Annotated in this window: 21 protein-coding genes; 8 read left to right on the top strand and 13 right to left on the bottom strand. The window is 58.6% G+C overall.

Translation table 11 applies throughout. The features are described from left to right. Window positions 1–31: 31 nt before the first annotated feature. Entirely contained in the window at window positions 32–211 is a 180-nt protein-coding gene (locus HY308_15750; protein MBI3899730.1) for a hypothetical protein, read from the bottom strand. 93 nt (window positions 212–304) lie between these two features. Between HY308_15750 and HY308_15755 the strand changes: the two genes are divergently transcribed. Continuing rightward, window positions 305–1,462, top strand: a complete 1,158-nt coding sequence (locus HY308_15755) for a hypothetical protein (protein MBI3899731.1) — start codon at window positions 305–307, stop codon at window positions 1,460–1,462. 195 nt (window positions 1,463–1,657) lie between these two features. Further along, complete coding sequence (locus HY308_15760) at window positions 1,658–2,977, top strand: HD-GYP domain-containing protein (protein MBI3899732.1); 1,320 nt, start codon at window positions 1,658–1,660, stop codon at window positions 2,975–2,977. Window positions 2,978–2,985: 8 nt separating this feature from the next. On the opposite strand, the gene HY308_15765 is transcribed toward HY308_15760, so the two are convergent. Then, window positions 2,986–4,101, bottom strand: a complete 1,116-nt coding sequence (locus HY308_15765; protein MBI3899733.1) for a PA0069 family radical SAM protein — start codon at window positions 4,099–4,101, stop codon at window positions 2,986–2,988. A gap of 117 nt (window positions 4,102–4,218) precedes the next feature. Here HY308_15765 and HY308_15770 point away from each other — a divergent pair, with 117 nt between their 5' ends. Then, entirely contained in the window at window positions 4,219–4,710 is a 492-nt protein-coding gene (locus tag HY308_15770; protein ID MBI3899734.1) for a 2'-5' RNA ligase family protein, read from the top strand. Between the two features lie 140 nt (window positions 4,711–4,850). On the opposite strand, the gene nfi is transcribed toward HY308_15770, so the two are convergent. Further along, window positions 4,851–5,507 (bottom strand): deoxyribonuclease V, encoded by a 657-nt coding sequence (nfi, locus tag HY308_15775; protein ID MBI3899735.1) that lies wholly within the window; start codon window positions 5,505–5,507, stop codon window positions 4,851–4,853. Between the two features lie 114 nt (window positions 5,508–5,621). After that, window positions 5,622–6,029 (bottom strand): YjbQ family protein, encoded by a 408-nt coding sequence (locus HY308_15780; protein MBI3899736.1) that lies wholly within the window; start codon window positions 6,027–6,029, stop codon window positions 5,622–5,624. A gap of 192 nt (window positions 6,030–6,221) precedes the next feature. Here HY308_15780 and HY308_15785 point away from each other — a divergent pair, with 192 nt between their 5' ends. The 4 genes from HY308_15785 (at window position 6,222) to HY308_15800 (ending at window position 9,754) form a co-directional block, all read left to right on the top strand. After that, the gene (locus HY308_15785; protein ID MBI3899737.1) at window positions 6,222–6,728 is read left to right on the top strand and encodes a peptidylprolyl isomerase; all 507 of its coding nucleotides are present in this window, start codon (window positions 6,222–6,224) and stop codon (window positions 6,726–6,728) included. Between the two features lie 852 nt (window positions 6,729–7,580). Continuing rightward, window positions 7,581–8,024, top strand: a complete 444-nt coding sequence (locus HY308_15790; protein MBI3899738.1) for a hypothetical protein — start codon at window positions 7,581–7,583, stop codon at window positions 8,022–8,024. Between the two features lie 57 nt (window positions 8,025–8,081). Beyond that, entirely contained in the window at window positions 8,082–8,960 is an 879-nt protein-coding gene (locus tag HY308_15795) for a hypothetical protein (protein ID MBI3899739.1), read from the top strand. Between the two features lie 14 nt (window positions 8,961–8,974). Continuing rightward, on the top strand, window positions 8,975–9,754 hold the full coding sequence (locus HY308_15800) for a sel1 repeat family protein (protein MBI3899740.1): 780 nt from the start codon (window positions 8,975–8,977) through the stop codon (window positions 9,752–9,754). 32 nt (window positions 9,755–9,786) lie between these two features. Here the strand turns inward: HY308_15800 and HY308_15805 are convergent, their stop codons facing one another. The 8 genes from HY308_15805 to HY308_15840 form a co-directional block, all read right to left on the bottom strand. Further along, window positions 9,787–11,091, bottom strand: a complete 1,305-nt coding sequence (locus HY308_15805) for a DUF58 domain-containing protein (GenBank protein MBI3899741.1) — start codon at window positions 11,089–11,091, stop codon at window positions 9,787–9,789. Then, entirely contained in the window at window positions 11,088–12,059 is a 972-nt protein-coding gene (locus tag HY308_15810) for a MoxR family ATPase (GenBank protein ID MBI3899742.1), read from the bottom strand. Before HY308_15810 ends, HY308_15805 begins: the two co-directional genes overlap by 4 nt. Continuing rightward, window positions 12,056–13,351 carry a DUF4350 domain-containing protein gene (locus HY308_15815; GenBank protein MBI3899743.1) on the bottom strand — a complete coding sequence of 432 codons (1,296 nt, stop codon included), beginning with the start codon at window positions 13,349–13,351 and terminating at the stop codon, window positions 12,056–12,058. Before HY308_15815 ends, HY308_15810 begins: the two co-directional genes overlap by 4 nt. After that, entirely contained in the window at window positions 13,321–14,871 is a 1,551-nt protein-coding gene (locus HY308_15820) for a DUF4129 domain-containing protein (protein ID MBI3899744.1), read from the bottom strand. Before HY308_15820 ends, HY308_15815 begins: the two co-directional genes overlap by 31 nt. Next, complete coding sequence (locus HY308_15825) at window positions 14,858–15,844, bottom strand: stage II sporulation protein M (protein ID MBI3899745.1); 987 nt, start codon at window positions 15,842–15,844, stop codon at window positions 14,858–14,860. Before HY308_15825 ends, HY308_15820 begins: the two co-directional genes overlap by 14 nt. Further along, a complete protein-coding gene (locus tag HY308_15830) occupies window positions 15,841–16,524 on the bottom strand; it encodes an RDD family protein (protein ID MBI3899746.1) in 684 nt (227 codons plus the stop codon). The genes HY308_15825 and HY308_15830 overlap by 4 nt, the downstream gene beginning before the upstream one ends. A 10-nt stretch (window positions 16,525–16,534) precedes the next feature. Next, the gene (locus tag HY308_15835) at window positions 16,535–17,317 is read right to left on the bottom strand and encodes a hypothetical protein (protein ID MBI3899747.1); all 783 of its coding nucleotides are present in this window, start codon (window positions 17,315–17,317) and stop codon (window positions 16,535–16,537) included. 71 nt (window positions 17,318–17,388) lie between these two features. Then, window positions 17,389–17,826, bottom strand: a complete 438-nt coding sequence (locus HY308_15840) for a DMT family transporter (protein MBI3899748.1) — start codon at window positions 17,824–17,826, stop codon at window positions 17,389–17,391. 222 nt (window positions 17,827–18,048) lie between these two features. Here HY308_15840 and HY308_15845 point away from each other — a divergent pair, with 222 nt between their 5' ends. Continuing rightward, complete coding sequence (locus HY308_15845) at window positions 18,049–18,252, top strand: cold-shock protein (GenBank protein MBI3899749.1); 204 nt, start codon at window positions 18,049–18,051, stop codon at window positions 18,250–18,252. A 116-nt stretch (window positions 18,253–18,368) separates the two neighbouring features. On the opposite strand, the gene HY308_15850 is transcribed toward HY308_15845, so the two are convergent. Next, window positions 18,369–19,553 carry a hypothetical protein gene (locus HY308_15850; protein MBI3899750.1) on the bottom strand — a complete coding sequence of 395 codons (1,185 nt, stop codon included), beginning with the start codon at window positions 19,551–19,553 and terminating at the stop codon, window positions 18,369–18,371. Window positions 19,554–19,629 lie beyond the last annotated feature (76 nt).

The following is a 19,629-nucleotide window of genomic DNA, read 5'->3' on the forward strand; positions in this document are numbered from 1 at the left end:
TATTGTTAGATGGGGGTCCGGGGGAGCAAGTTCAAGGGCTGACGATATTGCTGTAACTGCTGAGTCGCCGCCGATCGGCATCGATACGATGACTACGCCGGTCCGTGCCACCCCAACGTATAGCCGCCCGCCGGTCCGGAATCTGCCGCCGCGCGGTTAACCGGCGCTCCGGGCCTACATGGTGGAATTTGCCATCGCCGCTACCCTGCATGTCTGGCCTCCCTCGACTACGCTTCGACTACGCTAGCATGAATACGAAGTACCGCGGAAGCATCGCATTCCTTGCAGGAACGGGTGACGCCGGATGACACTCAATCGCAACCATTTTATCGCCCCGCGCGAGCGTGACGCGCTGATCTCGTTGACTACGATTCTTTACATCGAGGAAAACAATCTATTACCCCCCGATCAACTGGAAGAATCCCGGAAAAGCCTACAGGCGCTATTCCTGCGGACCAGCGGCGAAGAAACCATGCTGCGCAAGTTGATCGCCGTTCTTCGGGCCACACGTAATATTCACCATGCCTTTACCAACATCTCGGGCACGCTGGGTGGTGTTTCGAAGTGCGTGCATACCATTGAAGAGCGGGTCCTGGCGTTGCGGGCGCAGCTTCAGCAATCGCCGGTAAGCGCCGAGGCGAACGAGGACTTTGTCGGGCCATTCCTGTCGTTTTCGCAGGCGTTCATCCATAAAATTGGTGAGTTCTCGCGCGGTCTGGCGGCCTTCCTCATGACCCGCGAACAAGAATCGCGCGCGCAAAGCATTTATCAAATCGCCCAAGAGTCCCGCGAACGCCTACGGCAGCGGCTCGCCGGCGATCTCGGTCAGGGCGAAGGCGAAGTGGAAAAGAAAATCAAAGTCGAGTTGACCTCGGCCTTTAACTTTACCGAGGCCGAAGCCAACCTGAAAACCACGACACGCAATGCGCGCAATGCCGAGCAAGACTCGGAAAATCGCCTGCAAACGATCCAGGCGATGTGTCAAACGGCGATGAACCCCAGCGCGCGCGATCGAACGGCTGTTATTAAGCCCGAGGACGATATTTTCGTACGTTTTACCAACGCACTACCGCGCCATCCGGGCGTTTTTGCGCTGAAAGAGGTTTTTCTACATCTATTTAAGCTCTACCAACATGCGCACGGCATGCTGCGCCTGGATTACGAAAAACTGAAACAGGCGCTTAAAACCATGCTCGAAAACAACGATGCCTATTTCCAAGCCAAAGATGAAGACCGCGACTTGCGCCTAAAGCGGGAAAAACTACAAAAAATCGAGGGATTGATTCCGTTCTTGGAAAACGCCGTGCGGTTGGCGAAGTCAGAAGAAATGGATACTTACCACAAATTTTCGCGCGATCTCTCGGCCACGATTTCCGACCGACGCGCCCCCTGGAACCACATCGTGGAAGACCTGTTACGCGCTAAAGTTCAAGCAGAAGCTGAGATTAGCACCCGCCTCTAGCATCAGTGACCCCTTTGGTCGCGTCGGTTATTCGACTACGCTTAACCTTACATCGCCAGGAAAATGCCGACTGGCGGCATCGGATAAATTCATTTGCCGGTATAATGATTTATAGCTATTTATTTAGCGTAGTAACGATGTTCAAACTAGCGCTCGCACCCCCGCACAGGGCGACGAGTAACTCCAGAGGCTGACGTGCGTAAAAAAATCGACGTTCAGTCCTTACAACCCGGGATGTACGTGGCCGAACTCGACCGGCCGTGGTTAGGAACGCCTTTCCTGTTCCAAGGCTTCGAGATCCGCTCTCAAGAAGAGATTGCGGAGCTGCGGCGCTATTGTCAGTGGGTTTACGTCAACATCCCCGACACCGTCAACTACACACCGACGCCCCGTCCGGTAGCCAAATCTATCCCAACGCCGCCGGCCGCCCCCACCGAGGCCGAGCAGCGGATTGCGCGCGACATTCTTAAGATCATCAATCAACCGCGCACCGAGCCGGTTTACCACGATCAAACCACGCTCGAACAAGAGATCCACGAGATCCGCGAGCAGCATGTCCAAGCGCGCACCATGATCTTCCAAGTTTTGGAAGATGCGCGCCTAGGGAAAAGCATCGACGTCGCCGCCGCCAAACGTGTCGTCGGTGAGCTGGCCGAGAGCGTGATCCGCAACCCGGATGCGCTCACCTGCTTCAGCCAGCTAAAGAAGAAAGACGAATACACGGCGCTGCACAGCTTGCGCGTGTGCGTCTTGGCCCTCGCCTTCGGTCGCCATCTCGGCCTCGACCGCGACGGCTTACAGATTCTGGGCATCGGCGCACTGTTGCACGATATCGGCAAAATGGCCGTGCCGAACGAAATACTAAATAAGCCGGGCGTGCTCACCGACCAAGAGTTCCAGGTAATGCGCAGCCATGTCCCGCGCGGCGTGGAAATACTGGAGAAAACGTCAGGCATCCCACGCACCGCCATCGAAGTGGCGCGTTGTCATCATGAACGCTACAGCGGCGGCGGCTATATCCAAGGCCTCAAAGGCGAGCAGATCGGGTTCTTCGGCATGATCGGCGGTATCGTCGACTGTTACGACGCTATCACCAGCGACCGCGCCTATCACGATGGTATGTCGGCGCACGCTGCTTTGAAAAAAATGTACGAGTGGCGCGGCCGCGATTTCCATCCGCGGCTGGTCGAGCAGTTCATTCAATGCATGGGCATCTACCCGATCGGTAGCGTGGTCGAGCTCAGTACCGGCGAGATCGCCGTCGTTGTCACCATGAACCGCGTACGCCGCTTAAAGCCGCGCGTCACGGTGGTACTCAATGCCAATTACGCGCCTTATCCGGTACCCGTCACGATCGACCTGATGCAACACAAGACCGCCGACGGACGACCGTGCGAAATCGAGCGAGTGCTCGAGCCAGGCATATACGGCATCAATCCGACGCTTTATCTGCCGTTGCCAGACGTGAAACAATTCTTCGGCCAGCAACCGCAAGCCTCTTTCCGCGATCGCTAGATCGCCGCTTAAAAAAGCGCGAGCTGATCACCCGCCGCCATCGGTGCGCGAAAGCGCGTCGTATCGAGATCGACGTGATCACGCGCGTTTAACCCCAAGCGACGACACGCTAAACGAAATCGGTGACCCAGCATTTGCGCGTACTCGCCGTGGCCGGTCATGCGCGAGCCGAAGGTCGAATCGTATTCCTTGCCAGCACGCGCTTCGCGAACCCGCGCCATGACGTGTTCTGCACTGAGCGGCGCATGCAGCACTAGCCACTCCTTGAACAAATCCTTTACCTCGTGCGGCAACCGCAACAGCACATAACCGGCATGACCGGCGCCGGCGGTATGGGCGGCTTCGAGAATCGATTCCATTTCGCCGTCGGTCAACACCGGAATCACCGGCGCGACTAACACGCCGGTCGGCACACCGGCGGCGCTTAATGTCTGTAACGCTTGTAACCGGCGTTGCGGCGCGGTCGTACGCGGCTCAAGCTTGCGCGCGAGTTCGTGTTTCAACGTGGTAATACTGAAAAACACTTGCACCAAATTTTTCTTCGCCATCGGCGCCAGCAGATCGAGATCGCGCTCGACCAACGCCGACTTAGTGACGATAGTGAGCGGATGATCGCACGCCGCCAGCACTTCTAAAATCGAGCGCGTGATTCGCAGACGGCGCTCGACCGGCTGATACGCGTCGGTGTTAATGCCGAGCGCGATCGGGCTCGGCCGATAACTCGGCGCGCGCAACTCATCGATCAGCCGCGCTGCCGCGTCGGGCTTGGCAAACAGACGCGTTTCGAAATCGAGGCCGGGCGACAACCCTAAATACGAGTGCGACGGCCGCGCGAAACAATAAACGCAGCCGTGCTCGCAGCCGCGGTAAGGATTGATCGATTGGTCGAACGGAACATCCGGCGAATCGTTGCGCGAGATAACGCTGCGCGCCGCATCGACTTGCACGGTCGTTGCCGGCCGCGCCACCGCTTCGTCGAGCGCGCCCCAACCGTCGTCATCAGCTTCATGCCGGTGCGACTCGAAACGCCCATCGGTATTGCTAGCCGCGCCGCGGCCTTTATGCACCGTGCGGGTTAACGGCTTAGCATCAGGTATCGGCGGGAAAGATCGCGGATCTTTCATAACTACACTCTCGCAAACGTCGTCATCGTTTTAGAATGACACGAGCCACTTTGCAAGTTGCAGGGATATCCCATTAAAAACCCCATGGCACAGACTCGACGATTTTCGCTCTGGCTCATGCCGCCACTAGCCGTGCGGCAACGGTTCGCCGCGATTATCGACGAGCTAAGCCGGCAATTTGGAACGCCGCGCTTCGAGCCGCACCTCACATTGGCCAGCGGCGACGGCACCGAAGCCGACGTCATTGCCCGCACAACCGCCCTAGCATCGCAACTACAGGCCATCCCGATTCAGCTAACGCACGCCGGTTATACCGAGCACTATTTCCGTTGCTTGTTCGTATACGCCGACCGCAACGCACCCCTACTCGATGCCCACCGGCTGGCGGCCGAATACGTATTCGCGCGACCGGTCGACGACGACTTCATGCCGCACTTGAGCTTGGTGTACGGAAAACTTTCGATCGACGAAAAAGAAAAAATTCTCGATAGATACAGCCGCGAATTCGATATCGCATTTTCGGCGGACACATTGACCGTGTGCGCACCGGACGGTGATCCTTCGATGTGGCGACTGCTCGGACCATTTGCGCTCGCCGGTAATAACTAGAAGCTATCTCAAAAATATCGAATGCGAATCGCCTTTCCCTCATCCCCGCCCCTTCTCCCGGTGGGAGAAGGGAGTAAAACCCCTCTCCCCCCACAGGAGAGGGGAAGTTGTTACAGAGTTTCAACAAAGCAAAATGGCTTTTAACCTGACGCCAGCCGATGCGCGTGGCGCGTGGTCTCCGGCAATCGGTAGCGCGGCGTTAGTTGCAACACATAGCCGATCGCCGTTTCCAAGCTGATGCGATGGCCGATCGACACATACATCGGCCGTACACCGACGCGCGTGCGCAATGCGGCGCCGATGAGTTCGGCTTTATCGACGAGCGGGCGCCAACTGCCGCGACGTTGCGGCACCGGGTCGTGCGTGCCGATTAACAACGACTTGGCGGCGCCGATGCTGGGGATGTCGGTAACGATACCCAGGTGCGAGGCAAGGCCGATTCGGCGTGGATGCGCGTAGCCCTGGCCGTCGCACACCAGTAGATCGGGCAACGTACGCAACCGCTGCAGCGCCGCTAGCACCGCCGGAATCTCGCGAAAGCTCAGATAACCGGGAACATAGGGAAAACGCGTTACCCGGCGTGCGACCGCCTGTTCATGCAACACCAGCTCGGGATAAGAAAGGACGGCGACGGCGGCGCGCGTCACTCGGCCGTCATCCTCGAAACCAACATCAACCCCTGCCACCCAACGCACCGGCGGTAACCGATCGCGCACCACAACTTGGTCACGCAACTGCTCCTGCACCATTCGCGCTCGCGCTACTGTTCTCGGCCAAGGGTGTCGAACTGCTGCCATAGAAAGATTGCACCACAAGCAAGCGCCAGCAACCAGCGCTTGCTTGTCAACTTCGCCCGCAGCGCAGCCGACGGACGCTTGGAAGATATTTCCGGATTCTTCGGCACCCCGTAGTCACTCGCGAATATGCAAGACAACCTCGCGCATACCGCCGCGGTGCCGGTGTTCCCAAAGATAAATTCCTTGCCAGGTCCCCAGCACCAAGCGGCCGGCGTCGATTGGAATCGACAATGATGTCGCGGTCAGCGCCGCTTTAACATGCGCCGGCATGTCGTCCGGGCCCTCGGCGCGATGCGTGTAGAGCGCGTCGTCTTCCGGCACCAGACGATTCAACCAACGCTCCAGGTCGTGCTTGGCCGACGGATCGGCATTCTCTTGGATGAGTAGACTGGCCGAGGTATGGCAAACAAATAACGTACATACCCCCTGGTTGGCTTCCGATTCCCGTACAGCTTGTCGCACAGCCCCGGTAAATTCATGCAGGCCCGGCGACGATGTCGAAATGCGTATGCGTTTAATCATGCGACCATCCTAACGCACCGTCACGCCACCGCGGACATATCCCCCTTCGGGTGAGGGTTGCGCGCAACCACCTCACAGAGCTCCCAACCGACGATATAAAGCGGCAAAACCAATCTTCCCGGCTGGGATGCACAGTGGCGGACGGCGCGTTATAGTAGCCGCTCCATCCATTCCCTATAGGATCCCCTTCTCATGAAAACCGCCCGCGACATGGTGGTAAGTCTCCATTACACCCTGAAAGACGACAGCGGCGAGGTGCTCGACAGTTCCAGCGGCAACGAACCGTTGGCGTATCTCCATGGTCACGGCAACATTATCCCCGGCCTGGAAAAAGCGCTCGAGGGTACAACCGTCGGCCACAAATCGAAAGTATCGGTCGCGGCCGCCGATGGTTACGGCGAGAAGAACGACGAACTGATTTTCGAAGCACCGCGCGAACACTTCCCGACCGACATGAAGCTGGAAGAAGGCGCACGCGTGTACGCTGAAGGTCCGCAAGGACCGGTCTCCTTCGCCGTCGTCAAACTGACCGACACCGGCGCCGTCCTCGACGGCAACCATCCGCTCGCCGGCAAGACGCTACACTTCGACGTTGAAGTTGTCGAAGTCCGTCCGGCCACGAAAGAAGAACTGGCGCACGGACATGTGCATGGTGCGGGCGGTCATCACCACGACGAACACGGCCACGAGCACGAGTAAAAACTTTGATTGAGTCCCCTCTCGGGATAGAGAGGGGACTGCAGTACTTACCCCCGCACCGCCTTGTCGAAATTAGCATCGCGTCATTGTGACGCTGCATGATGACTTATCTGCATTTCTATCTGTAGCAAAGGGATTGCAACTGCTGATAGTCCCTTGACCGAACGCTTTTTGTTTGCTCGAATTGCCGGCTTAGGAAATACAAACAAGAATAGGGAGTGTTCTAATGAAGCCGTACTCGCCGTCCGTTGCCTGCCTTTTCTTCGCTTGCCTCGTGCCGAAATCGTTATAAATAACCAACGTGCACTACAGGGGGATTTATGCAATTGCTGAATGACGCTATAAGACCCAAGCGTTTATGGAAAGACGAGCGGTTGTACGATCGTAGTCATCCAAACTACCATTTCTATGATTTCGAAGGTGTCATATGCGCAGTTGATAAAAAATGCACTCTCGAACAAGTGGCTACATTCAATAGAATGCATCCAGCGCCCGGAACGTTTTCAAATACTATCCCTGTAAAAGACGGACTGCATGGATTCGCAAGTCTAGGTTCGCAAGTCTAGGATATAAAAACGCTGAATTCGATGACTTGGGTCCAATTATCCATTTTGTATCAGACGATGGGCTAGCAGTTGCAAACTACACAGATTCAACGCATAGGTTATTCCCCGGCTACGTAAAACGAACCGTTTTTCGGAGGAATGATCACATCTTTATACGAACCGTTGGCGAAGGAATCGGCGCCATGCCGAGATTGAATAAAGATCTTGCTAGAACTTTGTGGAACGGCGTAGTTAACAGCCACATCCGATATCGCGCAAACCTGCTTTATCGGACACGGTAACTAATATGTCGATTCTCTACCGTACACCCGTTGCTTTTATGCTTGCGCCTATCATTCCAAGCATTGTCTATGTGTATTTGTCGTGGGGTCAGGAAACGTCGTTGTTCTTGTTTCTGCTTACGATCGTTGTTGCTTACGGGCTCACTATCGCGTTGATGCTCCCTTCGTTTTTGATTCTGGTGCGTACTCGTAAATTCAATATTTATTCTTCCACGGTTATTCCGTTCGTCATTTTATTCTTGCTCTCAATCGCATATTCAGCGTGCTCCTACGGTGGTTTTGGCGCTTTTGAAGCTGGTGGTGACGTACTGGTAATGAACGGCAAGATAACTATGGAAGGGTGGAAGAACATTGTTGGAGACGCGGGGGTAGTGGCGTTATTAGGATCTTTGGGAGGAATCATTTTTTTTATAATCCAAAAAATCCGGTTGGGGGAAAAATCCGAATGAGAAGAAGCAGCCAGCTGATCGAGCTTAGATCATTCTTTGGCAGTGGAAGCTGCTCGCATGAGCCGTTTCAACAACATTAGTAAGCCGCGCCGCGTCTTAAAGTGGACCATCGCTTTAATCTGCGCCGCCGTCGTCGCACTTATGCTCGCGCCGGAGCGTGCCGACGAAAATATGGCGCTTGGGCCCCAGGTTTTGCAACGCGCGCAACACGATATCTACGACTTAACGATAAAAGCGGAGATTGCTCGTCTACATTTTGACAGGGCAAAGGACTGGATGGGTCGCGAGACCATTGAGGACTGGCAGTTAGAATGGTCATGCGTAGGTATCTTTTCCGCCACCCGACGCAAAGAACTCGACGAGTTCATCGAGACGACGCGCGCAACGGCAGCGACAACGGCTGAGGTCGAAAAAAGAGCGGTAAACCGCATGCGTTGGCAGCATACGCAATTCGATCGCGCTCTTGAAGAATGGCAAAACTTCCGTGCAGATCGGAAGAAGTACGAGCCCATGCCGCGAGGCAGTTCGGTGTCGCGTGATCGAGAGCTCGGCACTATTGTCATGGAACAAATCGAGTACCAGGTAAACGAAGAGTTCACCGACAATCACGGCCGCGAGCTGCAAGATAGTTATGCCGAGATAATCGCCGATCTTGTGAGCATTCACGACAAGCTAACCCGAGAACAACCTTACGTGAGCTTCGCCGAGAAATGCCAGCAGTGGCTCGAACACAAGCGGCGCGCCTACGGGCAAGCTAGTACTCCGTCAGATAAGTTTTTCCCGATGACGACGGCACGAACTGACCCCCTCGCCCTCCGGGAGAGGGCTGGGGTGAGGGAAAACATCGGTGATCGTAGCCACGCCGTCCCTCACCCCTTTCCCTCTCCCGGAGGGCGAGGGGTTTACGCACGGTGGCATGCGGAAAAACTTATCTGACGGAGTACTAGCTGATGCGACGCCCAGGAAGACAGGCCGTATTAGTTAGCCTGCTGACGTTAACCGCGTTGTCGATGCGCGCCTCCGCATCGACAACGGAGCTGCTAACGCTTTGCCGATCGGTACCACCGAACCCGCCCGCGCTCGCCTTTCCGCGGGATCCGACAGACGCCTACCTGAACGTCGTCTACGGCCGGGCGATCCTGCGCCAAATCGACGCCTGCCGCACGCTGTTAACAACAGTCGATAATGATCTCGATCTGCATTTTTACTTAGGTCGCCTGCTGGGTCTTGCCGGTGAAGAAGAACAGGCCATCTCTCATTTGCGGATTGCCGCTACGGCTGGCAGCGCCAAGAGCATTACCGCGCTCGGCTCGCTGGTCGAACGCGGCCTGCTCTCCCGCGAAGCGGCCGGACAAGATTTTCGCGCGTTTTACGAAGACGCCGCGGCTCGCGGCGATCCGGTCGCTCAAGTGCGGTTGGCCCTTACCATTCTCAAAGACCATCAGCCGTCCACCGCGGAGAGCCACCGACGCATGGTCGAGCTGTTGCAACGGGCAGCCGCGCAAGGCGATGCCTTGGCGGAATTCTACCTTGGTCATCTCTATCAATTTCCGGCGGCGGGTAAACCCGACGAGAAACTCGCAGCGCAACACTATGAGCGAGCGGCCCAAGGAGGAGTACGGGCCGCGGTCGAGCGATTGGAGCTTTTAAACCATGACGTTTCGAGCTATGTCGATTTGGACGAAATGACTTACCAGATCGCCAGCCCCGATGAGATACGCCGGCCTTAGTGCCAACCACGGTCGCGATCATAACCGTCCATCTACAATCGCCCTTCCGCCTTAATCGCGAGATAACGATTCACCGTTGCGATCGCCAGCTCGTGCGGCGGTACGTCGAGGCACATCACGCCGGCTTGTCGAAGGCGTGCCGCCGTGACATCGCGCAGTCGACGATATTCAACGGCGGCGGCGCGTAAGGCCCCATCACGTGCGGTCTCGACCGGCATGCGCTGGGTTTCATCGAGTACCTGCTCGCGCAAACTCGCGACCAACACCAGATGCCGCGGCGCCAACAATTGCACGGCGCTGATCAAGCTCGCGTCGTCTTCGTCGCGTAAATTAGTGAAGATCACCACCAACGCACGACGCCGCAATCGTTGCACCAACGATGCCGCGGCGGCTTCGAAGTCGGTCACGGTCAGCGTCGGCTGTAGATCGTAAACGGTGTGCAAGATACGGCTGACCATCGCCCGCGATTTGTGCGGCGCAAGATAACGGTCGTGGCCGCCGAGCGTCATCAAGCCGACGGCATCGCCCTGGCGTAGGCCGACATAGCCAAGCAACAACACCGAATCGAGCGCGTGATCGAAGTGCGATAGTTGACCATCGCGTGCGCCCATGCGTCGGCCGCAGTCGACCAACAACACGATGCGCTGATCGCGCTCGTCTTGGTACTCGCGCGAGATCAACTTGCCGATGCGGCGCGTCGCCTTCCAATCGATTTGGCGCAAGCTGTCGCCTTGGCGATATTCGCGCAGCTGCTCGAAGTCGATGCCCTCGCCGCGACGACGGCGCTTGAGAATGCCGCTGGCCGGTGTATGCGCGTCGGCGGCCAGCAGCGCACGGCGCGTGAGCGCGGCGAAGTTGGGATAGACGCATACCGTGTGCGCGGCCGGCAGGCGCGCGCGCCGGCGCCACAAACGCAGCGGCGACGGCACGCGCAACTCGATTGGACCGAAACTATGATCGCCGCGTGCGATCGGTCGCAGGCGATAGCGCAGCTGGCGAATGGCATTGCGCTGAAGATCGAACCGCGCCGGTAAGCCGGTGGTTTCGCAATCGGCCGGCGCGTGGTCGTAGAGCTCGACCGCGCGCAGCCAGCGCGCGCTACTGAGTTGCAGCTCGACGCCGCTCCACACCGCGAGCGGCAGCGAATCGGTCACATGACGTTGCGCGGTCGGCAACGGTAACCAGCGAACGAGCACGGCATCGACCAGCGCGACCACAGCAAGCACGGCACCGGCAACGAACCACGCCGCGGTGTAACCCGGCAACAACGACACTGCCAGCGCCAGCGCGAGCCAGGCCGCCAGCCACGCCAACAATGCGCGCGCCGGGAAAATCATGCGCGCGGTGCGTCGACCTGTGCCAACAGATTACCGAGTAGAGTGTCGACCGTCAGACCCTCGATCTCCGCCTCCGGCGCCAGTAGCACGCGATGGCGCAACGCCGGTTTGGCGATCACCTTGATGTCGTCCGGCGTGACGAACTCGCGGCCGGCGAGCAGCGCGACCCCGCGGGCTGCACGCACGAGGGCGATGCCGCCGCGCGGGCCGGCGCCGATGGCGATGCCGGGCCACGACCGCGTCGCCCGCGCCAGGCGTACGGCGTAATCGGTGACCGTCTCGTCGACCCGCAAGCTCGCCGTCAATTGCTGCAACGCCGCCACTTGCTCCGGCGCCAATACCTGCGCCACAGCATCGACTTCCAACCGATCGCCGACGCGGCCTTCGGTAACATGCCGCACCAGCTGGCGCTCGTGCTCGATACTCGGATAGTCGATGTACACCTTGAGCAGAAAGCGATCGAGCTGCGCTTCCGGCAACGCATAGGTGCCTTCCTGCTCGATCGGGTTTTGCGTCGCCAACACCAGGAACGGCGACGCCAACTCGTGCAGCGTGCCTTCGATCGTCACTTGCCGCTCTTGCATCACTTCGAGCAACGCCGCCTGTGTTTTCGCCGGTGCGCGATTGATTTCGTCGGCCAATACCAGATTGGCGAACAACGGCCCGCGCCGAATCACGAACTGGCTGCTGGCGGCGTCGAACATGGCATGGCCGGTGATGTCGGCCGGCATCAGATCCGGCGTGAACTGAATGCGCGCAAAACGACCGCCGACGGTTTTGGCGAGCGCCTTGACCAGCAAGGTCTTGCCGAGACCGGGTACGCCTTCGAGCAGGACATGACCGCCGATGAGCAACGCGCTTAGCGCTTGCTCGACGATCGCCTCCTGACCGACGAATACCTTGGCGACCTCGGTGCGCAGGCGACGCACGAGTTCGACTCCCTGGGGAAATGTAATCGGAGCGTTCATGAGTGTGGACTCGATAGTTGTTGAGTGGAACGAGACGAAATTAACGCGTCACGAATATGCGCGAGCGTAGCGGCAATGCGCAAAAAAGCCGAACGATCGCTGGCGCCGGCGCTCAGCACGTGCTCGATCTCGGCGGCATCGATGCCGGTCAAACGCTGCGCCAACGCAATCGGCCGGCCGGCATAACCCTCGCGCGCGGCATGCAATTGCAACGCCCGCCGGCAGTCTTCGCGCAGCGGCGCGAGCAACGGCTCGTAGTCGCGATCTTGCGCGTGAAACTCGCCGACCGCAGCTAGATGTTCGCGCAACCCCGGACGCACCGGCGCCGGCTCGCGTTCGATCGGACCGAAGCGTGGCGACGCGCGCCACAACCACGCGAACAACAACACCGCGGCAGCGATGAACACCGGCCAAGCACGCTCGAACAGCCAAGCGATGAGATTGGGAAATTCCGGACGCGGCGCAATAAAAATCGGCTCGGTGCCGTGAAGCATGGCGAGTCGAACGAGGAATTCGGCGTTGTCGTGATCAGCGAGAAACTTATTACTGAATAGGTCAACGCTGCCGAGCGCCGTCACCCGGCCGCGGCCGAACTCGATACCGAGCAAGGCAAAACCTTCCTTGGGTTGATCGACGCGATCCAGACGTTCGACGGTATCGTCGGCGGTGTTTTTCTCATCGTCGTCATCGTCGTCATCGTCGCTGGCGTCCGTGTTCGTGCGGTGCCGCGGCGACTGCTCGGTGTACCAGGTAAATTCGCCGTCCGCGACCGACACCTCGTCTATTACCGGCTGCTCGGTGGCGAGCAGCCCGGTGCTACCGAGATCGATCGTTAATCGGCGATCGCCGAAAGCAACGCCGACGGTCGCGCTCTCATCTTTAGGCGGCGCGCGATAGCCGACGCTGCGCACACCGAGCAGCGCACTCAAGCGATCGTCATCGGCCAACAAAATAATATGCCCACCCGCTTCGACCCAGGCCGCTAAGCGGCGCGCCTGCGCCTCATCAAACGCCGCCGGTGCGGGCAGCAGCAGCGTCGCCCGCGGCGGCAGGTTCAACAGCCGACGCGTATCGGTCACCCGCTCGACCTGAAAGCCAAGCCCCTCGAACAACAGTTGCGCGGCGTGATACGGATTCTTCCGCGCCTCGCCGGTCATCCCGACGCGCTCTTTCTCTTCCACGCGTTCGTAGTAGGCGCCGACATACCACAGCGCCGTGCCGATCAACAGCGCGATCGGCAACCCCCAGAGCAGGACCCGCTTCAAGATTGATACGCGAAATGTTCCGGCCATTGCTGGCACAGCGCCTCCAAACGCTCGAGCGAGGGTTCATGACAGGCATAGGCCACTTCTTGCCAAGCGGTCGTCAGCTGCGAAAAAAATCCGTAACGCGGCGGTACCGTGGCGCGTACACGCCGCAGGCAATCGCCCTCGGTATCACCGCGCAGAAAATCCACGCGCTCGCGATGCGCCAATGCCGACAACGTCGCCCGATAGAGCAGGCTCAAACATGCCCGCGCTTGCCGTGAACGCGCGAGCTTGAGCGCGGCAGCGGCAATATCGGTCGGCAGCGATTCCGGTCGAATATCGAAACCGGCGACTTCAGCCGGCGGCGGCGGTGTTGTCGCCGCGGCACCGGTGCGTCGTTGCCACTGGTGATACAGCGCCCATGTCAGCACCAACAGCAATCCGGCGAGCGTCAGCCACGCGACCATGCGGCCGACGGTAGCGATCCATTTACCGATAAGAACTATTGCCTTACCGATCGAACGCAGCACACGCTCAATCCAATTCTTGTCGTTGCTCGCCTCGGGTTTAGGGCCGATATATTTCCAACGCCACTTGCTGCGCTCGCTGCCGAACTCTGGGCGTTGGTACACCTCGCCGATTTTTTCGCGAGCGCGCTCGGGCGCGTCGGCCAATGTGGCGGGCGCGGTCGGCGGAGCCGCTGCCTCGGCGGTCGGCGTCATCGAACCGGCGATGATCGTTAATGCGAGCGCGACCACCAGCGTTGCCGCCCGCGCCGATGCCGCGCCGGCATCGCGCACGCGCCGGAACGCCAACTCGACGTCCCACGCTTCGAGATCGGTCCGGCGGCTCAAGTAGAGCGCGAAACCGCAAGCGACGTAGAACGGTTCGAGCAACGCGGTGGTGGCCACGCCAATAAAGGTAAACAGCAAGCCGGCAATGAGCTGTGCCGTTGCTTCGTTGCTGAAAAGATAAGTTTCGAAATCGAGTTGCTCGGCGATCGATGCTGGCAACATTAGTGCCACTAAGCCGATTAACGCGAACAGCAGCACGATCTCGAAATGCATCATGGTTATCGTGAGCCAACTGGCGGCACCACCGACTTGCCGCGCGAGCAATCGCCGGCGCTCGCGCGCCGACTTGCCGCGCATGCCTTCGAGCTGCATGACCGGCAACAACAGCGAGCGCTGCGTGTTGAACCACCAGATCCACGGCAGCAAACGCAACGCCAGCAACCGCCACATGTCGGCGCGAAGCAGCCGTCGCGGTACCGCACGCCAGGTGGCGCGCACGCTTGGCATTTCGCCGAAGACGGCGCTCCCGAGCACGTGCAACGCGACGCTGTCGAACAACGGTTTGAACAGCCAAATGACCAGTGCCGCTATCGTCGGCGATTCCAGGCCATAACCGATGCCGACGCCAATCAACACCGCCGCCGGCAAAAAAACCGACAACCAAGCGCGATACAACGGCCGCGCCCACGCTTGCACCATCCGCACGCCGAGATCGATTGCCTCCCAGGTGGAACGCGGCCGCAACTCGACGGCGAGTTTATCGATCTGCATGAGTGCGTCCGGCAAAGAGGAAGTACGCTGCCACTGCCGATATCAACCCGATACCGACGCTGTACTTGATTGCCGGCGCGAACCGGATCGGCGACCAGAACGCCTCGATGCCGGCGGCGATCAATAGCATGACAGCGGCACCGGCCATGACGCCGGCGGTGGCGTGGGCCGCCTGCTTCAGCGCCTGCGCGCGCGACCGTCGGCCGGGGGCGATCAATGCCCAACCGAGCCGTAGACCGCAGGCGCCGGACAACACGATGGCGAACAATTCGAAGGCGGAGTGACCGACGACGAACGAGTAAAAATTCTCGCCATAGCCTTTGGCGACGATACGTCCCTCGGCCGCGCCCATGAACACGCCGTTGGACAGCAGCGCGGCCGCCGAGCCGAGACCAGCGAGCGCGCCGCCGGCATAACAACGGAAGGCGATGCCGATGTTGTTGTAAATATAAAAGCCGAACATTTGCACGTCGGTGCCGGCATCACGCGTGCGGCCAAGGTGCTCGGTGTTGGTACTGTACATTTCCTCGAACTCCCAGACGCGTTCGGGCGGCAGCACGAGATAAGCGAAATCCGGATCGAGGCGAGTGGCAATACCGATGGCGGCATACGGCACGGTCAACAGCAAGGCGCTCACCAGCACGAACGTCTTGAGCACGCGCACGTCGGCGGCGAATCCGCCGCCGAGATACGCCAGGGCACGCGTCCAAAACCCGGAAGCGGCGCCATACAGTACGTCGTGCCCGGCGACCGCCAGCCGGTGCAGACGCGCGACCAAGGCGGTGCCGTAGTCGCGCGCACGGGCCAGTGCTAAGTGGCGGCAGATCTCGCGGTAGTGGCGCGGCACGCTGGCCGACGGCAATGGCGCCGGTTGTTGCTGCCGCTTACGCCGCGGCAACTCACGATGCGCCAGCCAATCCTCGAACGCTTGCCAACGTTCGCCGTACAGCGCTTCGAATTGTTCTTGCCTCACGCGCGCCGCCCGACGATGTAATTCGCCAACCCTAACAACCGCTGCACCGACTCGGCACCGGACGCCTGGTCGGTGAGCTGCGGGGCGAGTGCGGCGATCTCTTCGGCACGTGCCGATGTCAGCTTGGGTGCGCGCTCGGCAAAGGCAAGCACTGCTCGCTGCGCATCGCGCGACAGTCGTGTCGATGGTGCCAACGGGGCAACCGCCGGCAATGTCGTCGATCGCGAGGTGCTGCGATAAACAACCACGGTGCCGGCGAGCACATCGCCGACGCGGCGAAACTCGGACGAGGTGAACATCGCCAACAAGCCGATGCCATACGCCACCGGTAGAAAATCGACAGTGCGCAACAGATTGCGCGTGAACGACGGCCCCCAGCGAATCGGCGTGCCGTCGTCGTTACATACGGCGAGCCCGAGCGCGCGCTTGCCCGGCGTCGCGCCATTGCCGAGCACCTCGAATAGCACGGGATAGAACCATTCGAGCGCGAAGATAATGATGACGAACATGCCCCAACCGAATTTGCCGAACGCCGCTAACACACCGCCGGTGGCGGCGAAGATGCCAAAGCGCAGCAAGAAATCGATAAGCCATGCCAACGCTCGCGCGACCGGGCCGGCGAGCCGCAAATGCAGCGCCACGAGCTCCGGTGTGGAGACTTCGCGTACCGTATCGAGCATATAGCGAGCGTTAGGCCGGTGCGGTTTCGAGGAAGATGTCGCGATAAGCGGCGTAGAAAGTGATGATGGCCAAAGGCACGGTTACAAACAATCCGAGGCCCAGCGGTATCATCGAAAGCAACAGGATCGGTATGAAGATCAGGCTGGAAACGAGCCCGGGTAACATGTTCTTCATGCTAGCGGTGATACTCATCTTTATGGCCGACAGCGGCGATACATCGTGCAAGTACACCAGCGCTGGTGCAAACGAGATCGCCATGCCGATCGCCATCATGATTAATATATAAACGAGGAACGCCAATCCCATGGTGGCGATAACAGCCGGGTCCGGGGTTTTGCCGGTAACGATACCAAACCAAACGGTGCCATAAATAACGACGAAAACAATAACAACGATCGCCGCCATTGCCAGATAGATTAATCCAACCAAGAACAACTCACCGGCGCGATGCCGAAAGCCGGCGAATAGATCACTCAAACCAAAACGCTCGCCGCGGGCAGCTGCATGCGCCATCGCCACGAAACCCGCGGTAAAAATCGGCCAGACTGCGCCCATGACAAAGTTCACGAACGGAATGAGCGATGTTAAGAAAAGCGCGCCGTAGCTGAGGACGATACCGAGAATCCACATTCCGGGCTGGCGCTTGAACAGCGTCCAGCTAGTTGCAATCCACTGCCAACCGTTGCCTGCCGGACGACCGCGGCCACCGGGAATGAACGTACCATCGCTCAACGTCTGCTGCTGATCTTCGACTACCGCCGTTGGCGGCATGTACGGATTGCGCTCGGTCATTGTTATGCCCTCCCAGTCGGTCTACGTGTTTTTGGATAATAGCGAAACCGGCCAACATATCTACCTGACTATTAGGGGTTACGCCAGATAATCAGTACCACCCCGCTAAAAACTAATAAGGCGCCGACGACCACCGACGCTGTGAAATGTACCTGCCGAAACAATAGAAACGCGAATAACGCGACGAAAACCGGATATGAAATTTCGATAAGGCTTGCCAGCGTCGCGTTCTTATGGCTGATCGATAAATACAGCAGTACGGTGCCGACGAGGCTGGTTAGCATCAGCGCCAAAATCGGCAGGCGTTCGGTCCACGGGAGTTGGCGCCAAGCCGAGGTATCCAATGCCAGGGTCCGATAGAAAAACGGTGCGATCAATACGATCGGCGCTGCCGTCAACAGCAATACCGTTAATAGCGATAGTCGCTGCAACGCATAATCAATCAACGGGTAATGCACGCCCCATACCAGTGCCGCCGCCAGTGCCGTGACATACCAAGGAAGTGTCATGCGTTCTCCTTAAAAAAATAGTAAGGAGCGGCGCTACTTGGCCGCCGATTTTTGCGAATCCCTACTCTCTGTACAGCCAAAATCGGTCGGATATACTGAAATAGCAGCTCCGAGCTGCCGTGTTGTATCGGTTGGCGTTTTGCAGGGCAAACATCCCAACGCGAAATTCCCGCTTATTGCAGCATCGCAACGACTCGTCCACCAAGTGAGGTTGAGGCTTTAATGCGCACTGGTACCGTTAAGTGGTTTAACGAAGCAAAGGGGTATGGATTCATCTCGCCGCAGGACGGCAGCGCTGATGTATTCGTGCACTACTCGGTAATCCAAGGCACGGGCTTTCGCAAGCTCGCAGAGGGACAGGCTGTAGAGTTCGAAAGCGAAAAGGGGCCAAAAGGGATGCAAGCCACATTCGTCAAGCCCATCTAAAAGGGGCTTATACAATTTATGAAGTTAAACCCCGCGCAAGCGGGGTTTTTTATTTCGACACTCGGCGTTGCGATCGGAAGAACGGGATTACTCCCACTCACTCGCCCGGCGCCTGGCTATCGTTGCGTCTCAACTTTACCGCTGGCGAGATTGACACGTTCTTTCTTATTTAGCTCGCGTGCCAAGGTCCAACCGTTGTCTACCTTTCGATACAAGAACGCTGTCTGTACCAACTGTCCGTCACCGACCTTGTAGCTCACCTCGCTCACACCAATTTTGTGCTTGTCGCTGTAACGGGTGGTGAATTCAGTCGCGCTGACTAAGCGGCCGGGTGCACGCTTCTGCAAATCGGTCTCGATACGCTTCGCCGCTAAATAGGGGAACACGCGCTCAGGCGCGTCTTTCGGGCCTGGTACGTGATGCGGGTGAGCTTCATCGAGTTGATCCGGATTCAGTTTGCCGACAACGCGCCACGTATTGTCTTCTTTGACAAACTGAAATTTCTGCGTCGCCGGCGGTTCTGTACCGAGCGTGTAATCGAGCTCCAGATAACCGGAGGCCGGCACACCACCCGTGGCGGCATAGCGCGCCTGGCGGAAGGTGACATCTTTGATCGGCTTATCCGCGTCATCACGCAACAATTCGCGCAACGCCAGATATTGCAATGTGTCGACCGAATCGCTGGTGAGGTCTGGCTTGCCATCGACTAAGCGGAAGCCACGTACGTCCGCCGTAAAAGTACCGGCCACCTGACTCTTGTTTTCATCAGGCAAGGTCAAATAAATCTTACCGTCGACCTTGCGGTTTCGCTCCGGACCGAGTTCCAAACGCAGCGTGTACTTCTCTTTAAACTCACGCTGGCGTGGCGCATTTTGCCCCGGTTCGTACCAACGGATGCGAATCAGCGGCGCATCTTGTGCATTCGCATTGATCAGCTGAAAGCTGCGGCCGGCCGGGACTTCCCACGGCTTAGTCCGCAGAAATAATTTCACCTGGGTATCGGCTGGCTCTACCCCTTGGCGTAGGGTTAAGACCCCACCCTCGATCTCGGCGGCGTCGACGGTGAAGCCGACGCTTTGGATCTGACCGTTAGCCGGTTGCGCCGGAATCGTCGGCAGCGGGTCCGTGGCCATGGTCGGCTTCGGGGCGACGGCAACCGGGGTTTCATGTTCAGCGGAATCGCCGCCAAGAAAACTCAAACCTCCCTCTCGCTGTGATAACCACACGCCGATACCACCGACGAGCAGTACTACGAGCAGGAGAATTTGCACAATGCTCTTCGTGTCGAACTTAAGGTTCATCGAAACTCCGTAGCAAAAGACTTTTTTTTGCGGCACGCGGGGCGCGGTGCGCTCGCGGAAGAATAATGTCTCAGTA

This window comes from Gammaproteobacteria bacterium, from assembly GCA_016199745.1.
In the GTDB taxonomy this organism is placed as follows: domain Bacteria; phylum Pseudomonadota; class Gammaproteobacteria; order Acidiferrobacterales; family Sulfurifustaceae; genus JACQFZ01.